Origin of the sequence: Novosphingobium subterraneum (genome assembly GCF_000807925.1) — a bacterium.
Classification (GTDB): Bacteria; Pseudomonadota; Alphaproteobacteria; order Sphingomonadales; family Sphingomonadaceae; genus Novosphingobium; species Novosphingobium subterraneum.
Genome location: NZ_JRVC01000006.1, coordinates 112,960 through 138,900 on the forward strand (window position 1 = coordinate 112,960; position 25,941 = coordinate 138,900).

General features: G+C 63.5%; 24 protein-coding genes and 1 tRNA gene. 10 read left to right on the top strand and 15 right to left on the bottom strand.

The features are described 5' to 3' along the window. Position 1 precedes the first annotated feature (1 nt). The 4 genes from NJ75_RS07680 to NJ75_RS07695 all read left to right on the top strand — a co-directional run bounded on the left by NJ75_RS07680 (position 2) and on the right by NJ75_RS07695 (position 6,308). Positions 2–202, top strand: coding sequence for a DUF2093 domain-containing protein (locus NJ75_RS07680; RefSeq protein WP_039333112.1), 201 nt, complete (start codon positions 2–4; stop codon positions 200–202). A 10-nt stretch (positions 203–212) separates the two neighbouring features. Further along, positions 213–1,055 carry a M23 family metallopeptidase gene (locus NJ75_RS07685; protein ID WP_039333114.1) on the top strand — a complete coding sequence of 281 codons (843 nt, stop codon included), beginning with the start codon at positions 213–215 and terminating at the stop codon, positions 1,053–1,055. A 479-nt stretch (positions 1,056–1,534) separates the two neighbouring features. Then, positions 1,535–4,699 (top strand): TonB-dependent receptor, encoded by a 3,165-nt coding sequence (locus tag NJ75_RS07690; RefSeq protein WP_082013315.1) that lies wholly within the window; start codon positions 1,535–1,537, stop codon positions 4,697–4,699. A 112-nt stretch (positions 4,700–4,811) separates the two neighbouring features. Further along, a complete protein-coding gene (locus NJ75_RS07695) occupies positions 4,812–6,308 on the top strand; it encodes a tetratricopeptide repeat-containing sulfotransferase family protein (RefSeq protein WP_039333116.1) in 1,497 nt (498 codons plus the stop codon). Here NJ75_RS07695 and NJ75_RS07700 read toward each other — a convergent pair. From NJ75_RS07700 to NJ75_RS07730, 7 genes are all read right to left on the bottom strand, one after another. After that, positions 6,280–8,076 carry a hypothetical protein gene (locus tag NJ75_RS07700; protein WP_039333118.1) on the bottom strand — a complete coding sequence of 599 codons (1,797 nt, stop codon included), beginning with the start codon at positions 8,074–8,076 and terminating at the stop codon, positions 6,280–6,282. The genes NJ75_RS07695 and NJ75_RS07700 overlap by 29 nt on opposite strands. After that, positions 8,073–8,486: a GtrA family protein gene (locus NJ75_RS07705; RefSeq protein ID WP_039333120.1), complete on the bottom strand. Its 414-nt coding sequence runs from the start codon at positions 8,484–8,486 to the stop codon at positions 8,073–8,075. Before NJ75_RS07705 ends, NJ75_RS07700 begins: the two co-directional genes overlap by 4 nt. Positions 8,487–8,506: 20 nt before the next feature. Then, positions 8,507–10,117: an NAD(P)/FAD-dependent oxidoreductase gene (locus NJ75_RS07710; protein ID WP_236727090.1), complete on the bottom strand. Its 1,611-nt coding sequence runs from the start codon at positions 10,115–10,117 to the stop codon at positions 8,507–8,509. A gap of 115 nt (positions 10,118–10,232) precedes the next feature. Further along, positions 10,233–10,889 (bottom strand): PilZ domain-containing protein, encoded by a 657-nt coding sequence (locus tag NJ75_RS07715; protein ID WP_052242186.1) that lies wholly within the window; start codon positions 10,887–10,889, stop codon positions 10,233–10,235. 203 nt (positions 10,890–11,092) lie between these two features. Next, positions 11,093–11,177: transfer RNA gene (locus tag NJ75_RS07720), tRNA-Leu, on the bottom strand. A gap of 121 nt (positions 11,178–11,298) precedes the next feature. Next, positions 11,299–11,580 (bottom strand): integration host factor subunit beta, encoded by a 282-nt coding sequence (locus tag NJ75_RS07725; protein WP_039333122.1) that lies wholly within the window; start codon positions 11,578–11,580, stop codon positions 11,299–11,301. Positions 11,581–11,734: 154 nt separating this feature from the next. Further along, on the bottom strand, positions 11,735–12,082 hold the full coding sequence (locus NJ75_RS07730) for a GntR family transcriptional regulator (protein WP_039333345.1): 348 nt from the start codon (positions 12,080–12,082) through the stop codon (positions 11,735–11,737). Between the two features lie 213 nt (positions 12,083–12,295). Here NJ75_RS07730 and NJ75_RS07735 point away from each other — a divergent pair, with 213 nt between their 5' ends. Together NJ75_RS07735 and NJ75_RS07740 are read left to right on the top strand one after the other, a co-directional pair. Then, on the top strand, positions 12,296–14,281 hold the full coding sequence (locus tag NJ75_RS07735) for a peptide MFS transporter (protein WP_039333124.1): 1,986 nt from the start codon (positions 12,296–12,298) through the stop codon (positions 14,279–14,281). 140 nt (positions 14,282–14,421) lie between these two features. Next, entirely contained in the window at positions 14,422–15,102 is a 681-nt protein-coding gene (locus NJ75_RS07740) for an NnrU family protein (RefSeq protein WP_039333126.1), read from the top strand. A 52-nt stretch (positions 15,103–15,154) separates the two neighbouring features. Here NJ75_RS07740 and dxs read toward each other — a convergent pair whose 3' ends face one another. The 8 genes from dxs to NJ75_RS07775 all read right to left on the bottom strand — a co-directional run bounded on the left by dxs (position 15,155) and on the right by NJ75_RS07775 (position 21,359). Next, positions 15,155–17,077 carry a 1-deoxy-D-xylulose-5-phosphate synthase gene (gene dxs / locus NJ75_RS07745; RefSeq protein WP_039333127.1) on the bottom strand — a complete coding sequence of 641 codons (1,923 nt, stop codon included), beginning with the start codon at positions 17,075–17,077 and terminating at the stop codon, positions 15,155–15,157. Positions 17,078–17,119: 42 nt separating this feature from the next. After that, positions 17,120–18,397 (bottom strand): MFS transporter, encoded by a 1,278-nt coding sequence (locus NJ75_RS07750; protein WP_039333129.1) that lies wholly within the window; start codon positions 18,395–18,397, stop codon positions 17,120–17,122. A gap of 40 nt (positions 18,398–18,437) precedes the next feature. Then, the gene (locus tag NJ75_RS07755) at positions 18,438–18,905 is read right to left on the bottom strand and encodes a Fur family transcriptional regulator (RefSeq protein ID WP_039333131.1); all 468 of its coding nucleotides are present in this window, start codon (positions 18,903–18,905) and stop codon (positions 18,438–18,440) included. 36 nt (positions 18,906–18,941) lie between these two features. Then, positions 18,942–19,619 (bottom strand): peptide-methionine (S)-S-oxide reductase MsrA, encoded by a 678-nt coding sequence (gene msrA, locus NJ75_RS07760; protein WP_039333133.1) that lies wholly within the window; start codon positions 19,617–19,619, stop codon positions 18,942–18,944. A gap of 1 nt (position 19,620) precedes the next feature. After that, entirely contained in the window at positions 19,621–19,761 is a 141-nt protein-coding gene (locus NJ75_RS24295; protein WP_156135735.1) for a hypothetical protein, read from the bottom strand. A gap of 138 nt (positions 19,762–19,899) precedes the next feature. After that, entirely contained in the window at positions 19,900–20,676 is a 777-nt protein-coding gene (xth, locus tag NJ75_RS07765; protein WP_039333134.1) for an exodeoxyribonuclease III, read from the bottom strand. After that, on the bottom strand, positions 20,673–21,005 hold the full coding sequence (locus NJ75_RS07770) for a HesB/IscA family protein (protein WP_039333137.1): 333 nt from the start codon (positions 21,003–21,005) through the stop codon (positions 20,673–20,675). The genes xth and NJ75_RS07770 overlap by 4 nt, the downstream gene beginning before the upstream one ends. 60 nt (positions 21,006–21,065) lie before the next feature. Further along, the gene (locus NJ75_RS07775; protein WP_039333139.1) at positions 21,066–21,359 is read right to left on the bottom strand and encodes a hypothetical protein; all 294 of its coding nucleotides are present in this window, start codon (positions 21,357–21,359) and stop codon (positions 21,066–21,068) included. 142 nt (positions 21,360–21,501) lie between these two features. Here NJ75_RS07775 and NJ75_RS07780 point away from each other — a divergent pair, with 142 nt between their 5' ends. The 4 genes from NJ75_RS07780 to NJ75_RS07795 all read left to right on the top strand — a co-directional run bounded on the left by NJ75_RS07780 (position 21,502) and on the right by NJ75_RS07795 (position 25,854). Continuing rightward, on the top strand, positions 21,502–21,930 hold the full coding sequence (locus NJ75_RS07780) for a CBS domain-containing protein (RefSeq protein WP_039333141.1): 429 nt from the start codon (positions 21,502–21,504) through the stop codon (positions 21,928–21,930). Between the two features lie 151 nt (positions 21,931–22,081). Then, positions 22,082–23,410: an aminopeptidase P family protein gene (locus NJ75_RS07785; RefSeq protein WP_039333144.1), complete on the top strand. Its 1,329-nt coding sequence runs from the start codon at positions 22,082–22,084 to the stop codon at positions 23,408–23,410. 104 nt (positions 23,411–23,514) lie between these two features. Continuing rightward, positions 23,515–24,129, top strand: a complete 615-nt coding sequence (locus NJ75_RS07790) for an OB-fold-containig protein (RefSeq protein ID WP_039333146.1) — start codon at positions 23,515–23,517, stop codon at positions 24,127–24,129. A gap of 36 nt (positions 24,130–24,165) precedes the next feature. Next, positions 24,166–25,854, top strand: a complete 1,689-nt coding sequence (locus NJ75_RS07795) for a flotillin family protein (RefSeq protein ID WP_052242188.1) — start codon at positions 24,166–24,168, stop codon at positions 25,852–25,854. The last annotated feature ends 87 nt before the right edge of the window (positions 25,855–25,941 follow it).

A 25,941-nucleotide genomic window follows, 5' to 3' on the forward strand; every position in this document is an offset into this window, starting at 1 on the left:
AATGTTGATGTCCCAATCCGGTCGCCTCGCGCGCCTCCATTACCTTCCCGGCTCGTTCCGCCAGCTCTCGGGCGGCGATCATGTCGTCTGCGCCGTCTCGGGCGAGAAGATCCCGCTCGATGCGCTGCGCTACTGGTGCGCGCAGCGGCAGGAGGCCTACGCCACCGCCGAAATCTCGACGCGACGCCATCTCGAAGGCTAAGGAGCTGGCAATGATCCTGCAGAGGCGCGCCTTCCTCGCCGGAACGGCCGCTTCGGTGGCAAGTTTCGCGCTGGGCAATACGCCCATCAGCACATTGGTGATCTCACCCGACAGCCGCGCCATGCAGGGCGGATGGTTGAGAGGACGCGTGCAGCCCGGATCAACGGCGCTCAAACTTGATGGCAAGCCGGTTGCTTTGGCGGATGACTGGGCTTTCCTGATAGCCTTTGATCGCGATGCAACCCCATTGGCGCGGATCGAGGTGACGCTGCCAGGCGGTCGGCCTTTTGTCCACGAGTTTGCCATTGCCCCGCGCGCCTGGCAGATCGAGCACATCAACGTCGCCCGCAAGCCAGGTGGCGTGACCAGCGAGGAATACCTCCGCCTGCGCCGTGCCGAACTCGCCCGCATCGCCGCCGCCCGTGCGGTCGATACCGGCGCACAGGGCTGGCGGCAGAGCTTCATCCGCCCCGCGCCGGGCCGCTTCTCCGGGCGTTTCGGCTCCCAGCGCATCTACAAGGGCGAACCGGCTGCCTATCACTCCGGGCTCGACATCGCCGGTGGCGCAGGCACGACGTATGTCGCACCGGCCGAGGGTATCGTGACGCTTGCCGCGCAGAGCCCGTTCAGCCTCGAAGGCCGACTGCTGATGCTCGACCATGGCATGGGCCTCAACAGTGCCTTTCTCCATGCCTCCGAACTTCTGGTGCGCGAAGGGGACAAGGTTGCCCAGGGCACGCCGCTGGGCCGAATCGGTGCCACCGGTCGTGCGACCGGCCCGCACCTGCATTGGTCGATGAAATGGCAGGCCAGTCGGATCGACCCGCTGCTTTTTCTTCCTGACCAGACGTAGGCCGCATTCACGGCCCTTTGCGCAGGTAGCCCCCATCACCGGCGGTTCGTTTTCCTTTTATGCCCGGTTGCCGATGGAACGAAACCGCCATCGGGATTCTGGTATCAGCTGCAACGCCTTTATCCCTATGTTCGCAGCGTTGTTTCACCCGAAACCGTCACCTTTGAAATTAATGGCAAGTGAATGGGGTGGGAGTGTAATTTCTGTGCATCACCCGTAAGTTACGGAAATCCGGCCTTACCTTACCTGACCCAAAGGCGGTGTGGCAGTTTCGCTACACATGTTTCGGATTCATTTCGTAACTTACAATCGTGTTTTGATGGTCCCGATCATTTCAGCCAAACAGATGCATCTTGCCCGTTTGCCAAGGGGGCCCAAGCTTCGCTCCAAAGCGCGTTGTTAGGGTTTTGGCGATACGGGAAAGGGCCTGCACAGCTCTTGCTGGCTGTGCAGGATTCAGGACAAAAGGGACTGGACACGTGAACATCAAAACCTTCTCTGCGCTCCGTGCGAGCGCCGCGCCCTTGGCGCTGGTCGTCGCCGGTTTCGCCGGCTCGGCCGCCTTCGTCGCGCCTGCCATGGCGCAGGACTTTACGTACGCTACCGCCAGCGGCCAGATCGTCGGTGAAGACGATGCCCCGCTCGCCGGTGCAACGGTAGAAATCAAGTCGAACGATCAGGGCTTTACCCGTTCGGTGACCACCGACTCCGCCGGTGGCTATCGCATCCCGACCCTGCCGCAAGGCACCTACACGTTCACGATCACCGCTGACGGGTACCAGACCTTCACCGATCCCGCTGTCCGCATCACTCAGTCGGAAGGCGGCAACTCCTTCCGCTTGGTCCGCGTCGGTGCCGCCACGGCTTCTGCCGACGGATCGATCGTCGTCACCGGCCAGCGCATCCGCGTTTCGGACTTTGACCGCACCACCACCGGCCAGGTCATCTCGGTCGCAGACGTCGCGGCGCGCGTCCCCGTCGCTCGTGATCTGACCTCGATCATCCTGCTTGCTCCCGGCACCAGCCAAGGTGACAGCGCGTTCGGCAACCTGCCGAGCATCTCGGGCGGTTCGGTTTCGGAAAACACCTTCTTCATCAACGGCCTCAACGTCACGGACTTCCGCGAGGGACTCGGCTCGGTCGAAGTGCCGTTTGAGTTCTACCAGACGGTCGAAGTCAAGAACGGCGGTGTCCCCGCAGAGTTCGGTCGCTTTACCGGCGGCTTCGTCAACGCGATCACTAAGTCGGGTTCGAACCAGTTCCACGGCGGCTTGCTCGTCAACTGGGAACCCGATGGGCTGTTCGAAGACCGCAAGAACACCCTGATCGACCGTAACGATCAAGACACCCGCGAGACGATCCAGACGATCTTCAACCTGTCGGGTCCGATCATCAAGGACAAGTTGTTCTTCTACGGCTTCTACCAGCACAACTACATCAAGTCGGGCGACACTCTGCTGACGGTCAACCCGAACCAGACCGAGCCCGATCCCAACAACCCCAATGCACGTCGCGCAATCGCGCCGTACAGCACGGGTCTGCGTCGCGAGCAGCGCAGCATGCGTTCGCCCTTCTACGGCGGCAAGATCGACTTCCTGCCGTTCGAAGGCCATCGCCTCGAGTTCACCTACTTCAACTCGAGTTTTGACCGCACGCTCGACAGCTACAGCATCGTCGACGCAAACGGTGGCACCTATGACAGCCGCACTGATGGCGTGCCGCAGCGTGGCGCGTTCCAGAGCCGCGCACTTCTTCAGGGCGGTGGTGAAAACTACATCGGTCGTTACACCGGCCAGCTGACCGACTTCCTCACTATTTCGGGTGCCTACGGCAAGAACAAGCGTCGTGACGTCGTCGGTTCGACCACGCCGGACGCTCCGGGCATCGCCGACACCGCCGGTCTTGGCGCAGTGGGCAATGCGGTCAACGCGCTCGACGAGAACTACGATACCCGAGAGTTCTACCGTGCCGACGCGGAAGTCTTCGTGAACCTGCTCGGCGAACACCACTTCAAGGCTGGCTACGACCGCGAAAACCTGACGACGGACGCGACAACCAGCTACACCGGCAACGTTTTCTATACCTACGTCCGCACGCCCGCAGACTCGGGTGACATTTACGTTCCTACCCCGAACACGCTCTATGTCACTGCGCGTACATTCGTGAACGGCGGCGTGTTCAAGTCGCGCAACGAAGCGTTCTACCTGCAGGACAGCTGGTCGCTGCTCGACAACCGCCTGCAGCTCAACCTCGGCATCCGCAACGATCGCTTCGAGAACAAGAACGTGGTGGGTGCAACCTACTACAAGTCGGGCAACCAGTGGGCACCGCGCCTTGCGTTCACTGCCGACCCGTTCGGTGACAAGCGCACCAAGGTCTACGGTTCGTATGGCCGGTACTTCCTGCCGATCGTCGCCAACACCAACATCCGCCTTGCCGGTGCAGAACTTGACTACACCCGCTACAACCTGCTCAACGGGTTGAACCCGGATGGCACGCCGATCGTCGGCGCGCCGGTTCTTGGCTTCGAAGATGCGGTTGCTTGCCCGGATACCGGGATCAAGAACTGCGACATCATCTCCGATGGCGAGGCGACCCCGACGGAGGCCACCGTTTCGAAGAGCCTTAAGCCGCAGTCGGTTGACGAGTTCGTTCTCGGTATCGAACAACAGCTCGGCAGCGGCGTCCGCGTTGGCCTGTTCGGTCAGTATCGCAAGCTCAACGACTCGCTTGAAGACATCGCGATCGACGCCGCCGTTCTCAAGTACTGCGCCGACAACAAGCTGACCGGCTGTGGCAGCACCTGGACTGGCTTCCACCAGTACGTGCTGGCAAACCCGGGCCGCGACGCCACGATCACCCTGTCCGATCCGGTCAACGGTGAATCGACGCTGCGCACAGTGAACTTCACGGCTGCCCAGCTCGGCTATCCGAAGGCCAAGCGCACCTACAAGGCGATCACGGCCACCTTCGACCGCGATTTCGACGGCGTATGGAGCCTCTCGGCTTCGTATACCTGGTCCGAATCGAAGGGGAATATCGAAGGCGGCATCCGTTCGGACAACGGGCAGACTGACTCGGGCCTGACCACCGCGTTCGACCAGCCGGGCCTTACCGACGGTACTTTCGGCTTCCTGCCAAGCCACAATGCCCACAAGTTCAAGGTATTTGGTTCGTACCAGATCGGTGACTGGCTTACGCTGGGTGCGCAGTTCCAGGCGATCTCGCCGCGCAAGTTTGGCTGTATCGGCCGCGTGCCACGCGTTCGTGATCCGTTTGCCGGTGCCTATGGTGCAGCAGGCTTCTACTGCAACACCGACGACAGTGGCAACGTGATCACCGATCCGAGCAAGGCTGCGGTTAATACAACCAGCGCGACAACCCTGAAGCTGACCCCGCGTGGTTCGCAGCTTCAGTCGGACTGGAACGTCTTCACCAACCTGTCGGCCGTGTTCAAGCTGCCGACCGACGCGGTGGATGCCAGCTTCCGTGTGGACGTGTTCAACGTGTTCAACCAGAAGGGCGTTCTCGACCTCCGCGAATTGGGCACGCAGAGCAACGGCAATCCGCGTGGCGACTACGGTACTCCCCTGTCGTACCAGCAGCCGCGTTACTTCCGCTTCCAGTTCGGCGTGAACTTCTGATCTGGATTGAAGTATCGATAACACATGGAGGGGTGGCTTCGGCCACCCCTCTTTTTTGTGCCGACGCCACGTTTGACTTCGCTTGTTTCCGCCAATCCTGTAGCTACTCCACATGTCGATGAAGCCGATGACCGAAGCTGAAGCCGTCGCTCAGCTGCGCCGCTTTGTGGCAGCGCTTGAAGCAGGGGATCGCCGCACTGCCAACACCGCGGCGTTCGCCCTGATCGCCGCCCGGCCGCCGCTCGGCGACCGCTGGCAGCTCATTGCAAGGGTGATGCAGACCAATGGCGAAATCTCGGCCGCGAGCGCCGCCATGCAGTCCTTTGTCGACCATCATCGCGGGCACCCGCAGGTAGCTTACCTGCAGGCTGCCATGCTGGCGCAGTGCGGCCGGCTCGAACAGGCCTGGTCCGTCATCCGCAACGTGCCACCCTCGGTACCCGATCCTTCGCAGAACGGCTTCCTACGGGGCACCATAGCCCTGAACCTCGGGCTGACCGATCTGGCCGAAAGCATCCTTCAGACAACGCTCGATGCCAACCCGGCACTCGGCCAAGCCATGCTCGCGCTGGTCTCTGCGCGCAAACGCAACTCGGGCGACCCGGTGGGCGAACGCATCCTCCAGTCCGCCCCTCTCATGCGCAGCGCTCCTGCGATCGAGCGGTCACATTTCCACTTTGCTGCCGGACGGGTCCATTTCGACCGGAACGAAACAGATGCAGCCTTCGACCATTTCGCTCAGGGCGCGGCTATCGCAAGTACCGAACGCCCTTACGAGGCGAAAGCCGATGCGCGAGAAGCTGAAGCCTGCCGCGACGGTTTCGACCGTGCGTTCGTCGCCGACATCAACGCCGGCATCACTATCGATACCAGCCAGCCCATCTTCGTCACCGGCCTGCCGCGCTCGGGCACGACGCTGGTCGAACAGATTCTCGTTAGCCATTCGGCGGTCTCAGGCGGGGAAGAACTGGGCCGCATGGCGATCCTTCAGCGCGATCTGGGTTCACTCGGGGCAGCGGGCCTCAACGCCTATCTCGCGAGAAGCGGCAAGGCTGATGATCTTGCAGCACTCTACCTCCACCTCGGGCAGGAGCGGTTCGGCCAGCAGGGGCGCTTCGTCGACAAGGCGCTCAATACCAGCCGCTTCATGGGCCTGATCGCGGCACTCCTGCCGCAAGCGCCAGTGATCTGGCTGCGCCGCGATCCCGTCGATTGCGCATGGTCCGCGTTCCGCACCTACTTCATCCACGGCCTTGACTGGTCATGGAAGCTTGAGGACATCGCCAGCCACTTCGCGCTGGAAGACCAGTTGTTCCAGCACTGGTCGGAGATGTTCCCGGAGAGGATTCTCGTCGTCGATTACCAGACCCTTGTCCGTTCCCCGAAAACCGAGATCCCGCGCATCCTGCAGCATTGTCGGCTCGCCGCAGAGCCGCAGGTGTTCCGCCCACACGAGACCAAACGCGTTGTTTCAACGGCCAGCGCTATGCAGGTGCGCGAACCGATCAATACAGGCGCAATCGGCGCGGCGGATCCTTACCGCGCTCACTTGGCGCCGTTCATCAAGCGTTATTCCGCGATCACCGCGGCAGCACCCGCCACGCCTTGACCCCGCCAGCGGCCGGCATGGGCACCGGCTGGAGCCAGGGCGGAGTCCTGCCGGACATGAGGTGGGCAATGAACCCGTCAGGTGCCTTCTCCGCATAGAACCGCGCCTCGCTACCGCCGGGGCAAATCACCACCATGGCCGCCCCGCGTCGCGCCATGATCAGCCGCGCCGCTTCGTCCGGTCCCAGAAAAGCCTCGATCACATCGCGAATGGCGGTGTCTGCACGGTGGTGGGCCGTCGCGATGACCTTGTGCCGGGTCATGACCAGCAGGGTCGGCCCGATGTCGAGCCCCGTGAGCAGCGTCTGCGGGGGAATTGCTTCCAGTGCTGGCACGGCCTTGGAGAAATCGCAGCCAAGGGCCACCTCGCCCTGCGCCCGGCCTGCTGAAGCCTGTCCTACCGGGGCAAGCAGCCGCGCCGCCTGATCCACCAGCACGCCCGGCAAGAGCAGCGTGACCATTACCACCACCCTGCCCATGCGGCGGACCAGCAGGGAATCCTGCCGCCAGCGGGCGAACTGCTCTGCAACCTGCCAAGCCGCAGGCACGGTCGCAAAAAGACACGATACTCCCGATGCGCGCGCCACCAGCAGGCCGACCAGCGTCGCGCCAAGCAGCAGCAGCGCGTAGTCGAGCCAGAACAGCTGCGCCGCGCGGTCCGCAGCGCGCCTGAAAAGTCGAAGGCAGGCAATCAGGCCGAACAGCGGCAGCAGGATGATGGTTGCCGCAAAACCCGGCTCCTGCCGCCACACCGGCAGGCCCTCGAGCACGGAATCGAGCCATACCTTGCGCACCAGCGGATCGACCGAAGCGAAAGCGTCTCCGGCAAGGCACTGCGGCGCCCAGACCGCAGCAATGCCGATAGCCCCTGCTCCGATCAGGCACACGGCAAGTAGGCTAACCAACGGCGGGCGGTCGCGTAGCTGCCCCAGGACGATCGCTACGCCGCCCCCCATCCACAGTAGCGCCGCGACATGGACAGGCGAAACGGCATCGCAATGCTGCGCCTGATCGGCAAGGCCCCGCGTTGCCAGGAACAGGGCAAGGCTCGCCACGGACAGGCTCAGCAGATACTTAATCAGCCACTCGCCCTGGCCTCGCCACAGGCGCAAGGTGCAAAGCCCGCCGACGATCACGGCCAGAGGCAGCGATTCAAGCGATATAGCCAGTGCCAATGCCAGCGCCGCTCCGGCCACGGCCGCGCCCATCCGGGGCGTAGAGGCGAACAGGCCGTTCAATGCAACCAGCGCAAGCACGAACTGCATGGCGTGGTGATCTATCCGCAACGGCATCATGCGGAAGGACGCCGGCACAGCCGCTGCCACCAGCAGGGCTGCAACGATACCGATGCGCGGGCCAAACTGTCTTGCCGCCAGCCGCGCCGCGAGCGCCATTGCCGCCAGAAGGTTCAGCAGCGGCACAATGACGATCGCTATGCTCTCTGCCAGCCCCTGCCCCAACAGCGGACGCAACAGCAGGATCATTGCCCCGATCGGGATGTCGACAACGCGGGTCCAGTGCATCGCCACGCCATCGGGCGGCGCAATGCGGTATTGGCGAAGGTCGAACCAGGCCTGCCCGCCCAGCAGGTCGCGGACCTGCTGCAGGCGCAGCGCATCATCGCCGTCGACGAAATTCGCCGGCGACAGCCTGCCACCGCTACCAACCAGCATCAGCAGGCTGATCGCAACCCAAGCCAGCAACACGCCGCGCCAGGGAATCGCAGCGCTGCGCTCTCCCGGCGATTGGCCGGAATTGCGGTAGCTCACTGGAAGACAACCCGCTTTCTGAGCAGCCATGTCGTCGTGAAGCTTGCCCCCACGGCGATAAGCTTCGACAAGCGCGAATCAAGACCGAGCGCGGCACCGGCTCCGACGATCAGGGTCGTCAGCGCCAGCCCGACAAGGGCCGAGCCAACGAACAGCGCTTTCTGCCGCGTGCGCGCGCCGCGCTCTGCGGCCACCGTATCGGTAAAGACCGTGCGACTCGAAAGCAGCCAGTGCGCTACTATGCCTAGCGAATAGCCGCTCGCCGAAGCGATCACCGGTGCAATCCCCACCGCCAGCAGGGCAAGGAACGAGCCGACGTCCACGGCCAGCGCCCCGACGCTGGCGAGCAGGTAGCGCAGGAGCACCACGCGGCGCAGGCGATCGATCATCGGCAGGATCGTCCCGGTCATCTGTGGCGGCACCGTTCGGTTCAGGCGGCCTTCGCCGCAGCCTTTTCAGGCACGATCCGCGCAGGAACGTCGCGAACCGATGCCAGTGCCGCTGCCTGGTCTTCGCTGGGTGCCACGCGCGCCGGCAGGGTTCCCTGCGATCCCTCGTTGCCCGCCTCGTGGTACTCGGCATCCTCGTTCACGCACCAGGTATCATAGATCCGCGCGCCCGCCGCAATATTTTCCACGGTCAGCATCGCGGTCATCATCGCGTGGTCCTGGTTGTTGTAGCGGTGCATGCCATTGCGGCCCACCATGTGCAGTGTGGGATGGGCAGCTTCCAGTTCGGTGCGCATGGCGGCCACGTTGGCGGCATATTCGTCGTCATAGACCGGATAGGCCTTCTCCTGACGCACGACCACGCCGCCGATCACCTTTTCCGGGCTGACAAGTCCGAGGATCGCCATTTCCTGCTTGGCCAGTTCGATGAGTTCCTCGTCCGAGGAGTCCCACAGCGCGTCGCCCTCGAAACAAAAGTATTCCAGTCCGACGCAGGCCACGCTCTCGTCGGGCACCATTTCCGGCGACCACGAACGGAAGTTCTGGATGCGGCCGACCTTCACCTTGCTGTCGTGGATGTAGATCCAGTTGTCGGGGAACAGCTCCTCGGAACGGATCTTGAGCGCCACCGTCAGGAAGTCGCGATACTTGAGGCGACTGGCCTGGAGGGTCGTGGCGGGCAGTGGATACAGGCGCGCGGCCAGCTCGCGCATCGGCGCCGAGCTGATGGCGTGGGCCGCCTCGATCACCAAATCGCCATCTGGCCCCTTCGCAGACAGGCGCCATCCGCCCGCGCCATCGGCAGCAAGCTGCTTGAAGGCATGGCCCATCAGCACTTCACCCTTGCCACTGCCCACGATCCTGTCACGCGCGGCATCCCACATCATGCCGGGGCCCAGACGCGGATAGCGGAAGGTTTCGAGCAGGGTCTTGGTCTGCATGCCGTCGTTCGGGCGCCTGTTCAGGCCGAGACTGCGCTTCAGCCCGTCGATGACCGCCCCCCACAGCGACAGTCCCTTGATCCGCTGGGCAGCCCAGTCTGCGCTCATCTCGTCGCAGGGCATGCCCCAGACCTTCTCGGTGTAGGTCTTGAAGAAGATCGAATAGAGCTTCTGCCCGAACTGATTCACGGTCCAGTCCTCGAAGCTCTTTACATTGCGGTTCGGAAAGGCCTTGGCTTTTGCAAAGCTCGCCATGCACAGCGTCGATCGCACCAGGCCAAGGTTCCACAGCGCCTCGAACGCGCGCAGCGGGTACGAGTAGAACTTGCCCTCGTAATAGATCCGGCTCATCCGCGGGCGCTGGATGAAATCATCGGGCAGTATCTCGTTCCACAGATCGACGACCTGCTGGCTCTTGGAGAAGAAGCGGTGCCCGCCGATGTCGAAACGGTAGCCTTCATGCTCGACCGTCCGGCTTATGCCGCCGACATAGGTCTGGTCCTTTTCGATGATGGCGACGCTGAAACCCCGCTTGGTGAGGAGGTAGCCCGCCGTCAGCCCGGCTGGCCCCGCGCCGATGATCGCGACATCCACCTTGCGGCTGCCAGAACCGTTTGCGTGGCCATCGGCCGCCATCGTCCCGTTAACCATCAAAACCCCCGTTTCAACGCTTTTCGCGTGGGTCAGACGTGAAGGAAAATGGATAAGGGATGGTTAATGACGGCCGGTCATTCGGCAAAGATTTGCCGTTCCCAGTCAACCGCTGTCAGACGTTCCGCAGCCGTCCGTCGGAGTTGGGCATCGCAGGATCGCTGCCCTGCAAGGGCGCCGCGATCCGCGCGAGTTCGTCCATCTTGAAGGTCTGTTCGAAGAGAAGCCCGTAACGCGGGTGGCTGCGCCAGCGCACTTTGGCGTAGATCGGGGGCAGAACTTCCGTTTCCAGCCGGACGAGCTCGTTCATGAGAAGCCACTTGTCGCACTCGATGCACGCGCCCTGCTGCGAAATGTCCTGGAATGCGACATGTACTGCATCGCCTCCGGAATGCAGGATTGCATCAAGATGGATGCGCAGTCGGACCTGGCGCTTGGGGAAAGTTCCGTGGCTTTCGTCAAGCAGACGCTCGATCTCGATGTCGTTCAGGAAACGGAAGCCCGCGTATTCGCCTTCACTCCAGATCTGCTCGATCGGATAGCGATCGCCGTTGCTCATTTCGATGGCCAGCGATCCACAAGGGGGCAGCGGGTTGAACAAGCGGATCTTGAGGCCGCTCGTCGAAGCATCGCGGATGACACAGAGGAATTCGCGTTCGCCATCCAGAATCAACTTGGCGGCACGGATCAGCAGGGTGAAACGCGGCGCGGCGCGTTGTTCCGCTCCGGCTTCCGCGTCCTTAGGCACTTGATCGTCGTCTGCCTGGGCCAAGCCCGATCCCCCGTGCACGTGAAGCCGCGCCGGAGCGCACGCATGCCCCGGCAAGAATCAGTATTAGCACGTAATTCCTACCGCGGAGTTACCAAGCAAATTACGGAATGACTTGGATTTTTACAGACATGTAAACAAACGCTATAAATGTGTAGCCAAACTCGTCATCAAGTCCGGGCAAACAATTACAAAGCAAAGGATCATGGTGCGGACGGCGGGACTCGAACCCGCACGATCAAGGATCAAGGGATTTTAAGTCCCCGGCGTCTACCATTCCGCCACGTCCGCAACTGTTGGCAGGTCAGGCTAAGGCCCTGAATGCTGCAACTCGTGCAAGTCGCGCCTGCCACAGCACAAAGGGCGCGGCAACGCCTGTTGCCGCGCCCTTGCTGAATTTCCGGTCGAAAGCTCAGTCGGCGTTGAGCCGTTGCCGCATTTCCTTGCCTGCCTTGAAATAGGGCACGCGCTTGCCCGGTACTTCGACGGTCTCGCCGGTTCGCGGGTTGCGGCCCTTCCGGGCATCGCGTTCGCGCGTGGAGAACGCGCCGAAACCACGAAGTTCGACACGCCCACCATCGGCCAGTCGCTTGGCAATCTCATCGAAGAAAACGTCGACAACCCGTTCGATTTCTTCGCTGCGCATGCCAGGACTTTCCTTGGCGAGAGCCTGCAGCAGCTCCGATCTTATCATTCTTTCCCTCCGCCGAGCGACCATGCGGCCACACCCCGATTTTCTACGATCCCTGTGCCCAAACCCCCGTATGAGCACATTCTAACATCCTGCCACGCCCAACCGGTCATGACAATCGTTTCATATTACTCAAAGTGGCCAAAAATGGACCGTTTCAGGCGATTTCCGCTACGTCGGCCAGGCTGAGGCCGAGCAGGCGCATCCGCGCCGCGACTGCGGGCCATTCATCTTGCAGGAAAGATTCGCGCTCCCGCTGGCGCAAGGCTTCAACGGCACCGGGTGCTACGAACATCCCAACGCCGCGCTGGACAATCACCAAGCCTTCATCCTGAAACTGCTGATAGGCCTTGGCCACGGTCAGGGGATTGGCGCCCTGTTCGGCCGCATAGGCCCGTACCGACGGCAGCATGGCGCCCTCCGCATAGCGACCGTCAAGGATCGCCGCACAGATTTCGTCGCGAAGGCGGAGGTAGACCGGGCGGCTTGCCTGGCTGGTGTTCATGCCCATGGTGCCATAGTGCCATAATACAGCGCAGCACACAACGGCTCGTTGTGGCAGCTCTCCGGGCACGCTCCTGCCGCTTTGCGACATTGGTTGCGATTGAAAATAGTTTCTTGCCATCGCGACACGTGGCACTAAGGCGGAAATTTGCCGTGCGGGACAGGCGCGGCAGTGCAAAAAGCTCACACAGCAACGACGGGATCGCTCGCCGGCATGGCCCAAGAAGACACGAACTTCGCACGAACCACGACAACTGGCGAGTGGTTCGGCCATCCACCCCAATTGAAGCGCCTGTTCACGACCGAAATGTGGGAACGCTTCGGCTATTACGGCATGAGGGCGATTCTCACGCTCTATCTCGCCAAGCATTTTCTCTTCAACGATACCACCAGCACCGGCATCTACGGTGGCTTCACCGCACTCGTCTATCTTACCCCGCTGATCGGCGGGCTGATTGCTGATCGTTACCTGGGCTCCAAACGCTCGGTGAAATTCGGCGCGATCCTGATGGCGGTCGGCTATTTCATGCTCTGCTTCGGGGGCGAGGCGGCCAAGCCCTATGCCACGATCGAAGGCCAGCGGTATGACGTGACCGTCACCGAGACCGCCGGCAGCGAAGTCCGTTCGGTCGAAATGAGCGGCCAACGCCTCGAAATCGTCGGAAACGACGACAAGTCTGTCTCGCTCAAGACGGCTGACGGGGTCGAGGCAAAGCGCATCGCGCCTGGCGGATTCCAGTCGGACGGCGAACGCTCGCAGCTGCACATCGCGATACTGCTCGTCGGCCTCTCGCTGGTCACGGTCGGCAACGGCTTCTTCAAACCCAACATTTCCACAATAGTCGGCTCGCTCTATGCCGATGGTGACCGCCGCCGCGATGCCGGATTCACGATCTTTTACATGGGCATCAACCTGGGCTCGCTGATCTCGCAGTTCTTCTGCCCGATTCTCGCCGAATCCGTGGGCTGGTGGGCAGGATTTGGCCTTGCTGCCATCGGCATGACGTTGTCGTGGGTCCTGTTCCAGTTCGATGGCGGCAGGCTCGATGGCTATGGCGAGCGTCCCGCCGGGGCCGATCCGCGCAAGGACTGGCTCATCTACGGTACCGCGCTGGTCTGCGTGCCGCTGTTCTTCTTCCTGTTCACCAACCTGATGGCCTATGTCGCGCCAGAGCCGGGCAAGGGACTGCTCGGGTATCTCCTCGGCCTGCCGATCATGGGCAAGCTGATGTTCGGCACCTTTCTTCTCGCCGTTCCCGGCATCCTGATCTGGGCGCTGGCATCGGGCAGCCGCGTCGAATTCCAGATGATGGTCGCGGCCATGGTGCTGATCGTTTTCAACACCGTGTTCTGGACCCTGTTCGAGCAGGCCGGCTCTTCGCTGACCCTGTTTGCCGAGCGCAACACCGTGCTCGAAGTGGGCTGGACTCGCGGTCTTTTCGCGTTCTTCAACGCCTATCCGTTCACCTACTACCTGTTCTTCGCTCTCCTGCTGGGCGGACTGGGCTGGCTGCTCACCTGGTTCTTCGGCAATGGTGAACCGGCAGCAACCAGGCGCAAGATGGGTGCTGGCTTCGCCCTGGTGATGACGGCCGGCTTCATCGGCATGGTCTATGCCCGGGCCAGGGGCTTTGCCACCGATGAGGTCTACGTCATGCCCGCGGGCCAGACGCAGATCTTCAATGCCCTGTTCATCGTCGCGCTGGCGCCGGTGTTCGGCGCAATGTGGAATGCGATGGCCCGGCGCGGCGTCGAACCTTCGATCCCGGTCAAGTTCGCCCTGGCGCTAATGGGCGTGGGCGCGGGCTTCCTGCTGCTGGTGTGGGGCGCGCAGTTTGCCGATGCGCAGTTCAAGGTCGGACTCGTCTGGCTTGCTGGCCTGTACCTGGTCCACTCGATGGCCGAGCTGTGCATTTCGCCGGTGGGTCTGTCGATGATCACCAAGTTGTCCATGGCCCGCATCGTCGGCATGATGATGGGGGTGTGGTTCCTGTCGATCGCGGTGGCGCAGTACGTTGCCGGGATGGTCGCGCAGGTGGCCAGCGTCGAAACCGTCGGCGGCCAGGTCACCAATCTCAAGGTCAGCCTCGATACCTACGTGGGTGTCTTCACGACGATCGGCTGGATATCGATCGGCATCGGCGCCGTACTTCTCGTCGTCGCGGTGCCGCTGAGGAAGCTGATGCACGGGGTGGCTTGATATTCTCCCTTATGGCGGGAACCGTTCGAACGTGAGAATGTTTCTGCAGGGGTTTGCTTTGGCCAACTTGAGAGTATCATCAGGGTAACGCGGGCGTTGGTCGAAAACGGCAACGGGGGCCGCGGATTGGGGGACAGTTCATGGATCATGCGTTGATCCAACTGATTGTGGCGACAACTGCTTTCGTTTTTTCGCATTTCGTGATGTCAGGGCCAATTCGTTCGCGCCTTCAGTTGATGATGGGCGCGCAAGGATTCCTGTTGTTCTATTCCTTGGTCTCGCTCTGCGCACTGGCCTGGGCGATCGTCACCTTTGACCGCGTCAAGGCGGGAACGCCGCTATGGGATGGCATGGCCGCCGGTCCCTGGGTGGTGGCCAGCCTGCTCACGATAACCGGCACAGCGTTCCTGCTGCCATCGTTCGTGCGCAATCCTGCGCTGGCCGGCAAGAATGCCGCCGGTGTCGGCACGTGGATTCCGGTCGGCGTGTTCAGGATCACCCGGCATCCGATGATGTGGGGCATTGCGCTATGGGCGCTCGGTCACATCGTCGCTTCGCCGACGCCTCGTGTCCTTGTCTTCATGTCAGGCCTGATCGTGCTGGCGCTGCTCGGCTCGCACTTCCAGGACAAGCGCAAGGTCGCCCAGAACAAGCGCGAATTCCTGCCATGGCAGCGCCGCACCAGCTTCTGGCCCCGTCTGCAGGAACTCGGCGGCCTGCGCCTTTCCTGGGTCCTTGCCTTCTTCGTCTGGTTCATCGCCACGTGGCTGCACTACCACCTGTTCGGCATTCCTGCCGGGCTGTGGATGTGGATCGGCTGAACGTGCGATAATCCGCCGGCACGATGTGGTCGTGCCGGCCGCAACTCCTGCGTCAGGCCCGCGCTTCGTTCACGCCGGCAGAGTTGTGCCGCAGTGCCTTGAGCACGGTATCGACGATATGCGGCGCATTGAGGCCCGCGGTGTCGTACTGCTTGTCCGGCGCATCGTGGTCCTGGAACACGTCGGGTAGCCGCATGGTGCGGATCTTGAGACCGCCATCGGTCAGCCCTTCGTCGCTCGCCATCGTCAGCACGTGTGCGCCAAGGCCGCCGATCGAGCCTTCCTCGATCGTCACGACAACCTCGTGCGTGGCCATCAACTGGCGGATCAGATCGGTGTCGAGCGGCTTGGCAAAGCGCAAGTCTGCCACCGTCGTCGAGAGCCCCTTGGCCTCGAGCTGGTCCGCCGCCTTCAATGCCTCGGCCAGACGGGTGCCGAGCGAAAGCAGCGCCACCTTCGAGCCCGAGCGCACGATGCGCCCCTTGCCGATCTCGAGCAGCTCCGGCTCGTCCGGCAGCGCCACGCCCGTGCCGTTGCCGCGCGGATAGCGGAACGCGATCGGGCCGCTGTCATGGCGGGCGGCGGTATAGGTCATGTGGACCAGTTCCGCCTCGTCCGCAGCCGCCATCACCACCATGTTCGGCAGGGTGGCGAGGTAGGTGATGTCGAACGATCCGGCATGGGTAGCGCCGTCGGCGCCGACCAGCCCGGCGCGGTCGATGGCAAAGCGCACCGGCAGGTTCTGGATCGCCACGTCATGCACGACCTGGTCGAAAGCGCGCTGCAGGAAGGTCGAATAGATCGCGCAGAACGGACGCATGCCTTCTGCCGCAAGACCTGCCGCGAAAGTCACGGCGTGCTGCTCGGCAATGCCGACGTCGAAGGTGCGCGTCGGATGCGCCTTGGCAAACTTGTCGACGCCCGTGCCGCTCGGCATGGCCGCCGTGATCGCGCAGATCGTCGGGTCGGTTTCCGCAAGCTTCGCCAGCGTCTCGCCGAACACGTTCTGGTAGGCCGGAGCACCGGGCTTGGCCTTGACCTGCTCACCGGTGACCACGTCGAACTTCTGCACCCCGTGGTACTTGTCCGCCGCCTGTTCGGCCGGGGCATAGCCCTTGCCCTTCTGCGTCACGACATGGACGAGGCATGGCCCTTCGGCCGCATCGCGCACGTTCTCCAGCACCGGGATCAGCTGGTCGATGTTGTGCCCGTCAAGCGGGCCGACATAGTAGAAGCCCAGCTCCTCGAACAGCGTCCCGCCCATGGCCATGCCCCGCGCGAACTCGTCGGTCTTGCGCGCGGCGGTGTGCAGCGGGCGCGGCAGCTTGCGCGAAAGCTTGCGCGCGATCTCGCGCAGGCCCAGGAACTGGCGCGAGGAGACCAGCCGCGCCAGATAGGCCGAAAGCCCGCCCACCGGCGGTGCGATCGACATGTCGTTGTCATTGAGGATGACGACAAGCCTGTTCCCCGCCTCGCCGGCGTTGTTCATCGCCTCGTAGGCCATCCCTGCGCTCATCGCGCCGTCGCCGATCACGGCAATGCCCTTGCCCGGACGGTTGCTCAGCTTGTTGGCAATGGCAAAGCCCAGCGCCGCCGAGATCGAGGTACTCGAGTGTGCAGTGCCGAACGGGTCGTATTCGCTTTCGCTGCGCTTGGTGAAGCCCGAAAGCCCGCCACCCTGCCGCAAGGTGCGGATGCGGTCGCGCCGGCCGGTGATGATCTTGTGCGGATAGGCCTGGTGGCCCACGTCCCACACCAGCTTGTCCTGCGGCGTGTTGAACACATAGTGGATCGCCACGGTCAGTTCGACAACGCCAAGGCCCGATCCGAGATGTCCGCCGGTGGTGCCCACGGCAGAAATCATCTCGGTCCGCAATTCGTCCGAAAGCTGGCGAAGCTGCGAAGGTGCGAGCTTGCGTAGATCGTCTGGTGTCTTGACCGTGTCGAGCAGCGGCGTTGCCGGTTCTGAATTCATCCCTCCGCCCTTACACCGATGCTTTGGCGCTGTCGAACGGGATCATGTTGCCACGGCCTTCCCGAAGGTCCGTGGCGCGCGGCGCCCCAGCATGAGCGAGGATGCGATCAGCGCCACCGCCGCAATCACGAAGGCATAGCCCGGCGCTGCAAGATCCCCACTTTGCCCGATGTAGCGGGTGAGCAGCACGGGAGTCAGCCCGAAAGTCACCGCCACCACCAGGCCATAGCCGATGCCGACCAGCCCGGCGCGATGCCGCTTGGGCGTGATCTCGACAAACGCGGCATAGGCAACCGCTGCCGAAACCGTCGCCATCAGCAGGAGCAAAGCCGCTGCAAGGGCAAGTTGTCCAAGCGACCCGCCCGCTATGCCCCAGCGGAACAGCGGCAGCGAAACAAGCGCCGCCAGCACTGCGGTGACAAAGTTCACCTTCTGCCGCCCGATCCTGTCACCCAGCCAGCCACCGGCCAGCAGCCCGACGATCTGCGTGCCCGCCGCCGCCATCTGCAGCAGATAGCCGTTCGTCACCGGAATCTTGAGGAACGTCACTGCATAGACGAACAGGAAATCCCCGGTCGCGCCCGCCAGCAGGAACCCGAACACGCCAAGCAGCGCCGCCGCATAGGCCGCAACGTCAAGTTCGGTCACCACATTCGGCCCGGTCTCCGGCAAATGCAGCGTCTCGTCCAGCCGCCGCCGCAGAATGAAAGCCAGCGGCACTATCCCTGCACCGATCGCAAAGGCGATACGCCAGCCATAGGCATCAAGCTCGGCCGGCGTCAGCGCGCTCGCCAGCACCAGCCCGACAAGGCCGCTGCCCAGGACGCCGATGCGCATGGCGACCAGTTGCAGCGCCACCAGCATCCCGCGGCGCTCGGGCGGGGAGCTTTCGGCGAGGAACGCCGTGGTCGGCCCCACATCGCCGCCTGCCGCAAGCCCCTGCAGCAGCCGGAATGCCACCACGAGAATTGGCGCCCAGATGCCGATGCTCGCATAGCTTGGCGTCAGTGCCAGTCCGATTGCGCTGAAGCCCATCAGCGCGAATGTCGCCAGCATCGTCGGTCGGCGTCCCACCTTGTCACCGAGCAGTCCGAACAGGATCGCGCCCAGCGGCCGAGCGCCAAAACCGGCACCGGCCGTCATCAGCGTCAACAGCAGCGCACTGCCCGGCGCACCTGCGGGGAACATCACCCGCGAGACATTCACCGCGAAGAAGCTGAAGCTCAGGAAATCGTAGAATTCCAGCGCATTTCCGGAAATGACGGCGGCGAACTGCTTCCGCGTCGGCAGGTGCCGTGGCTCTCTCGCCTGATCGTCCATGTCGCCCTCTCCCCCAATCAGGCAAACCAGCTTTCGCCGATCAATCCTCGCTGGCGCACTCCGCGCAATGGCCGCGAATCTCCACGACCGGTCGCACTTCGGCAAAGCCTGCTGCCTGCGCCGCCAGGCGCAGCGCGCCCGTGAGCGCATCGTCATCGCTGTGCACGGCCTTGCCGCACAAGTCGCAGATCAGGAAGATGCAGTCATGCCGGCAGCCCGGATGCGTGTTGGCAACATAGGCATTGGCGCTTTCCACCCTGCGCGCCAGATTGGTGCGCACGAACAGGTCGAGAATGCGATAGACCGAATTGGCCGCCACGCGCTTGCCCCGCCGCGTGCCGACGCTCTCGGCGATGTCATAGGCCGACGCCGGCTTTTCGTGCGCCGCCAGCGCCTCGAACACGTCGGCGCGCATTTCCGTCCACTGCTCTCCTGAGGCTGTCAGCGCTTCACGCGCGGCCTCGATCAGCTTGTCGCCTGCGAAATCGTGATGATGGTGCCCGGACATCGGTCCTAGATAGGCACGACCGCGCGCTCGCGCAAATCAGTTCCGCGTGAAGCCGACCTTGTAAAGATCAGGGAACAGTCGCTTGAGGTTGGCCACCTTCGGCGCGTCCCACCGCTTGATATAGCCGTGGTCGGGATTGTTGGCGGCAAAGTCCTGATGATAGCCTTCCGCCGGGTAGAACGCCTTGTAGGGCTCGATCGTGGTGACGATCGGCTGCTTCCACAGGCCGGACTTCTTCAACTGACCAAGATAGGCCGCAGCAACGCGCGCCTGTTCCTTGTCCATCGGCACCAGCGCATTGCGATACTGCGAGCCGTGGTCCGGCCCCTGGTAATTGAGCTGCGTCGGATCTGCCCCCACGGCAAAGAACACCCGCAAGAGCTGATCGTAGCGAATCCTGGCCGGATCATAGGTCACGCGGACCGCCTCGGCATGGCCCGTCCGACCTGAGCCGACGACGTCGTAGATCGCCGTGTTCTTCGCGCCGCCGTGATAGCCCGAGACCACGCTGCTCACGCCCTTGAGATGGCTGAAAACCGCTTCGATTCCCCAGAAGCACCCGCCTGCGAAAACGGCGGTCTTCTTGCCCGCCGGCTCGTTTGCCTGCACCGTCGCCGCAGGCGTCGCCACCGCGTTTTCGGCCTGTGCGGGTTGCTGGCACGATGCGGTAAAGATCCCCACCGCCAGTGCTGCGGAGAGGATCGGGCGGCGCATCTTAATGCGAAGCCTGTTCGCTGGCGTGTTCAAGATCCGGCGTCGCCAGTGCGGTGGTTCCGGCGGAAATGCCCATGACAGCGGCACCCATCAGGAACCCGAAGGCAAGCGAACGGAAGAAATCAGGCTTGAACAGGCCCATGGCATTCGGCTTTCACAAATCGTCTTGGCGTCTCGAACGCGATGCCTCGAGTCGCCTGAATCTTTGGTGACGCCCTGCACAGGGTTTCGTTCAGGTGATGTGACAATCTATGAACCGTTCATCGCCTGCGACGAACCGTTAGTCGCGCAACTGCACCCATACCGGAGCGTGGTCGCTGGCCTTCTCGCGGCCACGGTATTCCTTGTCGACGCCTGCTGCCACGAGTCGGTCGGCCAGTTCGGGCGAGAGCAGGGCGTGATCGATGCGGAAGCCATGGTCGCGCTGCCAGGCACCGGCCTGGTAATCCCAGAACGTCCACACCCCGCCCTGCGGATTGAAGGTGTCGATCGCGTCGGTCCAGCCGTCGTTGAGCAGGCGGCGGTAGGCATCGCGTGATTCGGGCTGCATCAGCGCATCGCTGGCCATCGCCTTGACCGAGAAGGTGTCCTTGTCCTCGGGGATCACGTTGTAATCGCCGATCACCACTGCAGGCACGTCCTCCGCCATGATCTCGGCCATGCGCCTGCGCAGGCGCTCCATCCAGCGGAGCTTGTAATCGAACTTCGGGCCTGGCTGCGGATTGCCGTTGGGCAAGTAGATGCACACCACGCGAATGCCGAAGACATCGGCCTCAAGATAGCGTGAATGCTCGTCCTCGGGCTCTCCGGCAAGACCGCGCTGCACTTCCACGGGCGCCTGCCCATCGGCGAGGATCGCCACGCCGTTGAAGCCCTTCTGCCCGTGCCAGATCGCGTGATAGCCAATCTTCTCGAACTCGGCGGCGGGAAAGCCTTCGTCCTGCGTCTTGATTTCCTGAAGGCAGGCAACCGAGGGCCGCGTTTCCGCCAGCCATTCGAGCAGGCGGGGAAGGCGGGCCTTGATCCCGTTGATGTTGAACGATGCGACCTTGATCATATCGCGAAGCTGGCGCCACAGCCGCAACCCGAAGCTGCTTGGGGATTGCTCACCCGGAACGCCGCGCCACCAAGCGATTCCACGTATTCCACGACGCTGCCTTCCAGCAGCCCAAGGCTGACCTCGTCGACCACCAGCCGCACGCCGTCGGTCTCGGCGATCAGGTCACCATCCTCTGGCGCCTCGGCCAGGCCGAACTTGTACTGGAAGCCCGAACAGCCACCGCCTTCGACCGAAAGCCGCAGGATCGCGGGCTTGCCCTGCTTTTGCGCAATGGTGGCAACGCGGGCGGCGGCGCTCGGGGCGAGGGTGACCTGTGTTTCGCTCATGGCGCCAAGATAGGGGCGCAATGCCCAAACCTCAACGCCAGAAACCCAAGGTTAGGACCCCTAGCGGTTCCGCTCGTCCTCGAGCCGGTCCTCGATCGATTCATCGTGGCCGGTCCCGCTGGACAGGAACACCAGCCCCATCAATGCCGCCATCAGCATGATCGTCAGCCAGACTCCCAATGCCGAGGCGATATAGAGGTGGATCGAGACGAAGCCGATCTGGATGTAGAGCACCGTGAGCACCACGCCGACGACGGCCGTGCTGAACAGCGCCATCCAGTTCATGATCTGCCGGTAACGGGCCCAGGCAAATCGTGCATTTTCAGGATCATCGAGCGGGGAATGTCCAGCCATGGCAAAGTCCTTTGGCGATCGAAGATGGTGCGCGCAACGGCTTTGACAATGGCCACCAAGATGGCATGATCCTTATGGGAGACCAGGCGGCCCGAAAAGACGCCCGAAGGCGCAAGTCGGCCGCATCACGCAGGAGGATGCCATGACGATTGCGCAAGTCATTCAGGGAAGAGGGGAAGTCTGGAGCGTGTCGGCCGACGCGCAGGTCTCCGACGCGATCGACATGCTCGCCCACCACCGCATCGGCGCCCTTCCGGTCAGCGATGGCGAGAGCGGCGTGGCGGGAATCTTTTCCGAACGCGACATGATCCGCTGCCTGCACAAGCATGGCGAGGCGGCGCTGCACATGAAGGTGCGCGACATGATGACGGCGCCCGTCGTCACCGTTTCACCGCAGACGTCGGTGATGGAGGCGCTGGCCCTGATGACCCAGCGCCGCTTCCGCCATCTCCCTGTCGTGGAAGGAAATCGCATGGTCGCCTTCGTCTCGATCGGTGATCTCGTTAAGCACCGGCTCGACAAGATCGAGGCCGAGGCAGACGCGATGCGGGTCTATATCCAGCAGGCATGAAGCGTTTCCAACTCTCGGGGGCAGAACGGCAACTCCCCCTGAACTCACCCCCAACTTCCCCGTAACTCTGGGGCACTTTCGCCCTGCAAACGGGCATCTCGTATTTCACGTGAAACATTCTAGGCTTCCCTGATTGATAGGGAAATCCGACATGCACCTGACCCGCCGTTCGCTCCTCGCCGGAGCCGCCGCCGCGACTGCCTCGCTCTCGATCTCGATCCGCGCGCAAGTCCTCCCGCCCCCAGGCTTCGCCACGCCGACTGGCACCTTCCCGTTCGCACCGGAAGTCTATCGCGAGCGCCGGGCGAAGCTCATGGCCACGCTCAAGGATGGCGTGGCAGTGATCCATGGGGCAGAGCGCGAACGGACCAGCGGGCCGGTAAGCCCGCCGTTCTATCAGTCCGGTGATTTTGCGTGGCTGACCGGCATCGTCGACGAACCCGGCGCGGTGCTGGTGCTTGCCCCGGCAGAGCGGACCTACAGGGAATTCCTGTTGCTGCCCTCGCGCGACGTGGAGACCGAGCGCTGGGATGTCGAGCGCCTGCCGCTGGGCTCGCTGATCGAACAACGCACGGGAATTCAGCGGGTCAGGCGCACTTCGGGGCTGGACGGCCTCGTCACGCAGCTCGCCGCGCGGAGCCGGACGCTGCATTTCATGGGGCCGATCACCAGCGCTTCGGCCCCGGTGCCGCCGGCGATGGAACTCTATGGCCGGGTGATGAGCCACGTTCCCGGCTGCACGATGAAGGACCAGAGTGCGCTGCTTCCTGCCCTGCGCACCGTCAAGGAATCGCGCGAGCTGGAGCTGATGCGCAAGGCATTGGCCGCGACGCAGGCCGGGCATCTCGCCGCGATGAAGGCGGTGCGCCCCGGCATGACCGAGCGCCAGCTGACCGCAGTGCTGGAAGACGGCTTCCGTCAAGGCGGAGGCGAAGGGCTTTCCTACGATTCGATCGTGGCGACCGGCCGCAATGCCGCTTCGCTGCACTATGCCCATGGCAATGCGCTGATCGGTGCGCAGGACCTAGTGCTGATCGACGCCGCCGCCTCGGTCGGCAGTTACGCCTGCGATATCACGCGCACCTTCCCGGCCTCGGGCAGGTTCACCACGCCGCAGCGCGCGGATTACGAACTGGTCATGGCGGCGCAGGACGCGGCGGCCAGGCTGTTGAAACCCGGCGTGATTCACGAGGACATGACCGAGGCCGTCTATGCCCTGTTCCGCAAAGCCGGGCGGATTGACGAGTTCACGCATGGCCTTGGCCATTTCGTCGGCCTCGATGTCCATGACGCGGGCGACTATGCCAAGCCGATCCCGGCGGGCGCGGTCATCACCATCGAACCGGGGCTCTACAACCAGCAGATGAACCAGGGCATCCGCATCGAAGACCTCTACCTCGTCACCCCCACCGGCTGCGAACGCCTGAGCACCGGCATCCCGCGCACCGTGGCCGAGATCGAAGCATTCATGGCGCGGTAGGCCCCGACCGTTCCGGCGCAAAAATCGGCACTCCCATTGTCCGATTCCGCTTGCGCCGCCCGCCCCTGTTGCCATGATCTGCGGTCAATAGGGGAGTTCCTGGGATGGGTGGGCTGCTGGCCCCCGAGAATCTGCCGTTTGCCGTGGCGCTGGCCCTGCTGGTGCTGCTGGTCATCGTGCAAATTACGGGTATATCGGACTTTCTTGGCGACGCGGATGGGCATGATGCGGACCTTGACGCAGGTTCGGCGCTGGCCAGCGTGACGGGCTTGGGCGCGCTGCCGTTCATCGTCTGGCTATCGTTCTTCCTCGCGACCTTCGGGCTCGTCGGCCTGTCGCTGCAGGAACTGGTGACCTCGTTTTTCGGCGCTCCCTTCGGCCCCGGCGCGGCGACCGCGATGGGTCTTGTGGCGGCCTGGCCGGTCAACACCGTGGTAACCCGGCTGGCTGGCCGCGTCTGGCCGCATGACGAGACAACCGCCGTTCCGGTCGATGCGCTGCTCGGGCGCAAGGGCATCATCCAGATCGGCCGCGCCACCCGTGGCAGCGCGGCGCGGGCGCAGGTGCGCGACGTGCACGGACAGCTCCACCTCGTCATGGTCGAACCGCACGAGGACAGCGCGATGCTCGGCGAGGGCTGCGAGGTGCTGCTCGTCCACCGCGAGGGCGAGACGTTCTACGCCGTGCCGGTCGATGGCCCGCTGCGCCTTGCCGACTGACCTTCCTTCAGGATTTCTTCCTCTTCGGAGACTGACATGAACCAGCTTGTTCCCATCGGCATCTATGCGGGCACCGGCCTTGCGCTCCTGCTGGTGATCGCTTTCACGCTGACCCGGCTCTATCGCCGCGCGACCAAGGAAGTGGGCTTCGTGCGCACCGGCTTCGGCGGTGAGAAGGTGGTGATCAACGGCGGCGCGCTGGTGCTGCCGGTGCTGCACGAAACGATGCCGGTGAACATGAACACCGTGCGCCTTGCCGTGGAGCGCAAGAACACCGATGCGCTGATCACGCTCGACCGGTTGCGGATCGATGTGAAGGCCGAGTTCTACGTGCGCGTCCGCCCCGATGCCGGTGCCATCGCCATGGCCGCGCAGACGCTGGGCATGCGCACGATGCAGCCCGAAGCCTTGAAGGATCTGGTCGAAGGGAAGTTCGTCGACGCGCTGCGCTCGGTCGCGGCGGGCATGACGATGAACCAGTTGCACGAACAGCGCGCCGACTTCGTCCAGAAGGTGCAGCAGGTCTCCTCGAACGACCTCGCCATGAACGGGCTGGAGCTGGAATCGGTCTCGCTGACCGGGCTCGACCAGACCAGCATCGAACACTTCAACGCCAACAATGCCTTCGACGCCGAGGGCCTGACCAAGCTGACCGAGCAGATCGAACTGCGCAAGAAGGCGCGCAACGACATCGAGCAGGACACGCGGGTGCAGATCGAGATGAAGAACCTCGAGGCCGAGCAGCAGTCCCTGAAGATCAAGCGCGACAACGAATTCGCCCGGCTGGAGCAGGAGCGCGAGATCGAGATGCGTCGGGCCGAGCAGGCGGCGGAAGTGGCGCGCGAGCAGTCCTTGCGCAATCAGGAAGCGGAAGCTGCGCGGATCGAGGCGAAGAAGCTGGTCGACAGCCAGCAGATCGAGGCCGATCGTGCGGTGCAGCAGGCGCGGATCGCGCAGCAGCAGGCCATCGAGATCGCCCGGCAGGAGCAGCAGATCGCGATCCAGAACAAGAGCCGCCAGGAAAGCCAGGCCAAGGCCGAAGCCGACGAGGCCCGCGCCAAGGCCGTTGCCGCCGAGGAACAGGTCGTCACTTCGCGCGAGACCGAAGTTGCCGAGCGCGGCAAGCGCATCGAGCTGATCGAAGCGGCCAAGGCGGCGGAACGCGATGCCATCCGCGTGAAGGTGGAAGCCGAGGCCGAGAAGGCCGCTGCCGCCAATCGCGCCGAAGCCGCCCGGCTTGAAGCCGAGGGCGAGGCCGAGGCCGAGAAGCTCCGCGCCGACGCTGCCCGGGTACGCTTCGAAGTGGAAGCGGCGGGCCAGCGTGCGATCAACGAGGCAGCGAACCTGCTCTCGTCCGACCAGATCTCGCTGCAGACCAAGCTGGCGCTGCTGAAAGTGCTGCCAGAGCTGGTGCGGGAATCAGCCAAGCCGCTGGAAGCGATCGATTCGATCAAGATCGTGCAGGTCGATGGGCTGACGCGCTCATCCGGTGGGGCAGGCGCCAATGGAGAAGGGGGCAGCGCGCCTTCGGCCAACGGCAACCTTGCCAGCGATGCGCTGACGGCTGCACTCAGCTATCGCGCGCAGGCGCCGATCATCGATGGCCTGATGAAGGAGCTGGGGCTCGACGGCGGATCGCTGGAGGGGCTGGTGAAGGCCGCGCCGGTAGTGGCGGCACCGGAGGCTTCATTTACTGTGAATGCAGGTGAAGCGGATCAGGCCTGACCAGCAAACCGTGTTACCCCGGCGCAGGCCGGGGTCCATGACCTCACCGTCGAGCCGGACATCGGCGTTATAGGCCCCGGCCTGCGC

Coding starts and splice junctions, on each gene's coding strand:
- NJ75_RS07680 (WP_039333112.1), top strand. CDS start 2: ATGTTGATGTCCCAATCCGGTCGCCTCGCGCGCCTCCATTACCTTCCC.
- NJ75_RS07685 (WP_039333114.1), top strand. CDS start 213: ATGATCCTGCAGAGGCGCGCCTTCCTCGCCGGAACGGCCGCTTCGGTG.
- NJ75_RS07695 (WP_039333116.1), top strand. CDS start 4,812: ATGTCGATGAAGCCGATGACCGAAGCTGAAGCCGTCGCTCAGCTGCGC.
- NJ75_RS07705 (WP_039333120.1), bottom strand. CDS start 8,486: ATGACCGGGACGATCCTGCCGATGATCGATCGCCTGCGCCGCGTGGTG.
- NJ75_RS07710 (WP_236727090.1), bottom strand. CDS start 10,117: ATGGTTAACGGGACGATGGCGGCCGATGGCCACGCAAACGGTTCTGGC.
- NJ75_RS07725 (WP_039333122.1), bottom strand. CDS start 11,580: ATGATAAGATCGGAGCTGCTGCAGGCTCTCGCCAAGGAAAGTCCTGGC.
- NJ75_RS07730 (WP_039333345.1), bottom strand. CDS start 12,082: ATGAACACCAGCCAGGCAAGCCGCCCGGTCTACCTCCGCCTTCGCGAC.
- NJ75_RS07735 (WP_039333124.1), top strand. CDS start 12,296: ATGGCCCAAGAAGACACGAACTTCGCACGAACCACGACAACTGGCGAG.
- NJ75_RS07740 (WP_039333126.1), top strand. CDS start 14,422: ATGGATCATGCGTTGATCCAACTGATTGTGGCGACAACTGCTTTCGTT.
- dxs (WP_039333127.1), bottom strand. CDS start 17,077: ATGAATTCAGAACCGGCAACGCCGCTGCTCGACACGGTCAAGACACCA.
- NJ75_RS07750 (WP_039333129.1), bottom strand. CDS start 18,397: ATGGACGATCAGGCGAGAGAGCCACGGCACCTGCCGACGCGGAAGCAG.
- NJ75_RS07755 (WP_039333131.1), bottom strand. CDS start 18,905: ATGTCCGGGCACCATCATCACGATTTCGCAGGCGACAAGCTGATCGAG.
- msrA (WP_039333133.1), bottom strand. CDS start 19,619: ATGCGCCGCCCGATCCTCTCCGCAGCACTGGCGGTGGGGATCTTTACC.
- NJ75_RS24295 (WP_156135735.1), bottom strand. CDS start 19,761: ATGGGCCTGTTCAAGCCTGATTTCTTCCGTTCGCTTGCCTTCGGGTTC.
- xth (WP_039333134.1), bottom strand. CDS start 20,676: ATGATCAAGGTCGCATCGTTCAACATCAACGGGATCAAGGCCCGCCTT.
- NJ75_RS07770 (WP_039333137.1), bottom strand. CDS start 21,005: ATGAGCGAAACACAGGTCACCCTCGCCCCGAGCGCCGCCGCCCGCGTT.
- NJ75_RS07775 (WP_039333139.1), bottom strand. CDS start 21,359: ATGGCTGGACATTCCCCGCTCGATGATCCTGAAAATGCACGATTTGCC.
- NJ75_RS07780 (WP_039333141.1), top strand. CDS start 21,502: ATGACGATTGCGCAAGTCATTCAGGGAAGAGGGGAAGTCTGGAGCGTG.
- NJ75_RS07785 (WP_039333144.1), top strand. CDS start 22,082: ATGCACCTGACCCGCCGTTCGCTCCTCGCCGGAGCCGCCGCCGCGACT.
- NJ75_RS07790 (WP_039333146.1), top strand. CDS start 23,515: ATGGGTGGGCTGCTGGCCCCCGAGAATCTGCCGTTTGCCGTGGCGCTG.
- NJ75_RS07795 (WP_052242188.1), top strand. CDS start 24,166: ATGAACCAGCTTGTTCCCATCGGCATCTATGCGGGCACCGGCCTTGCG.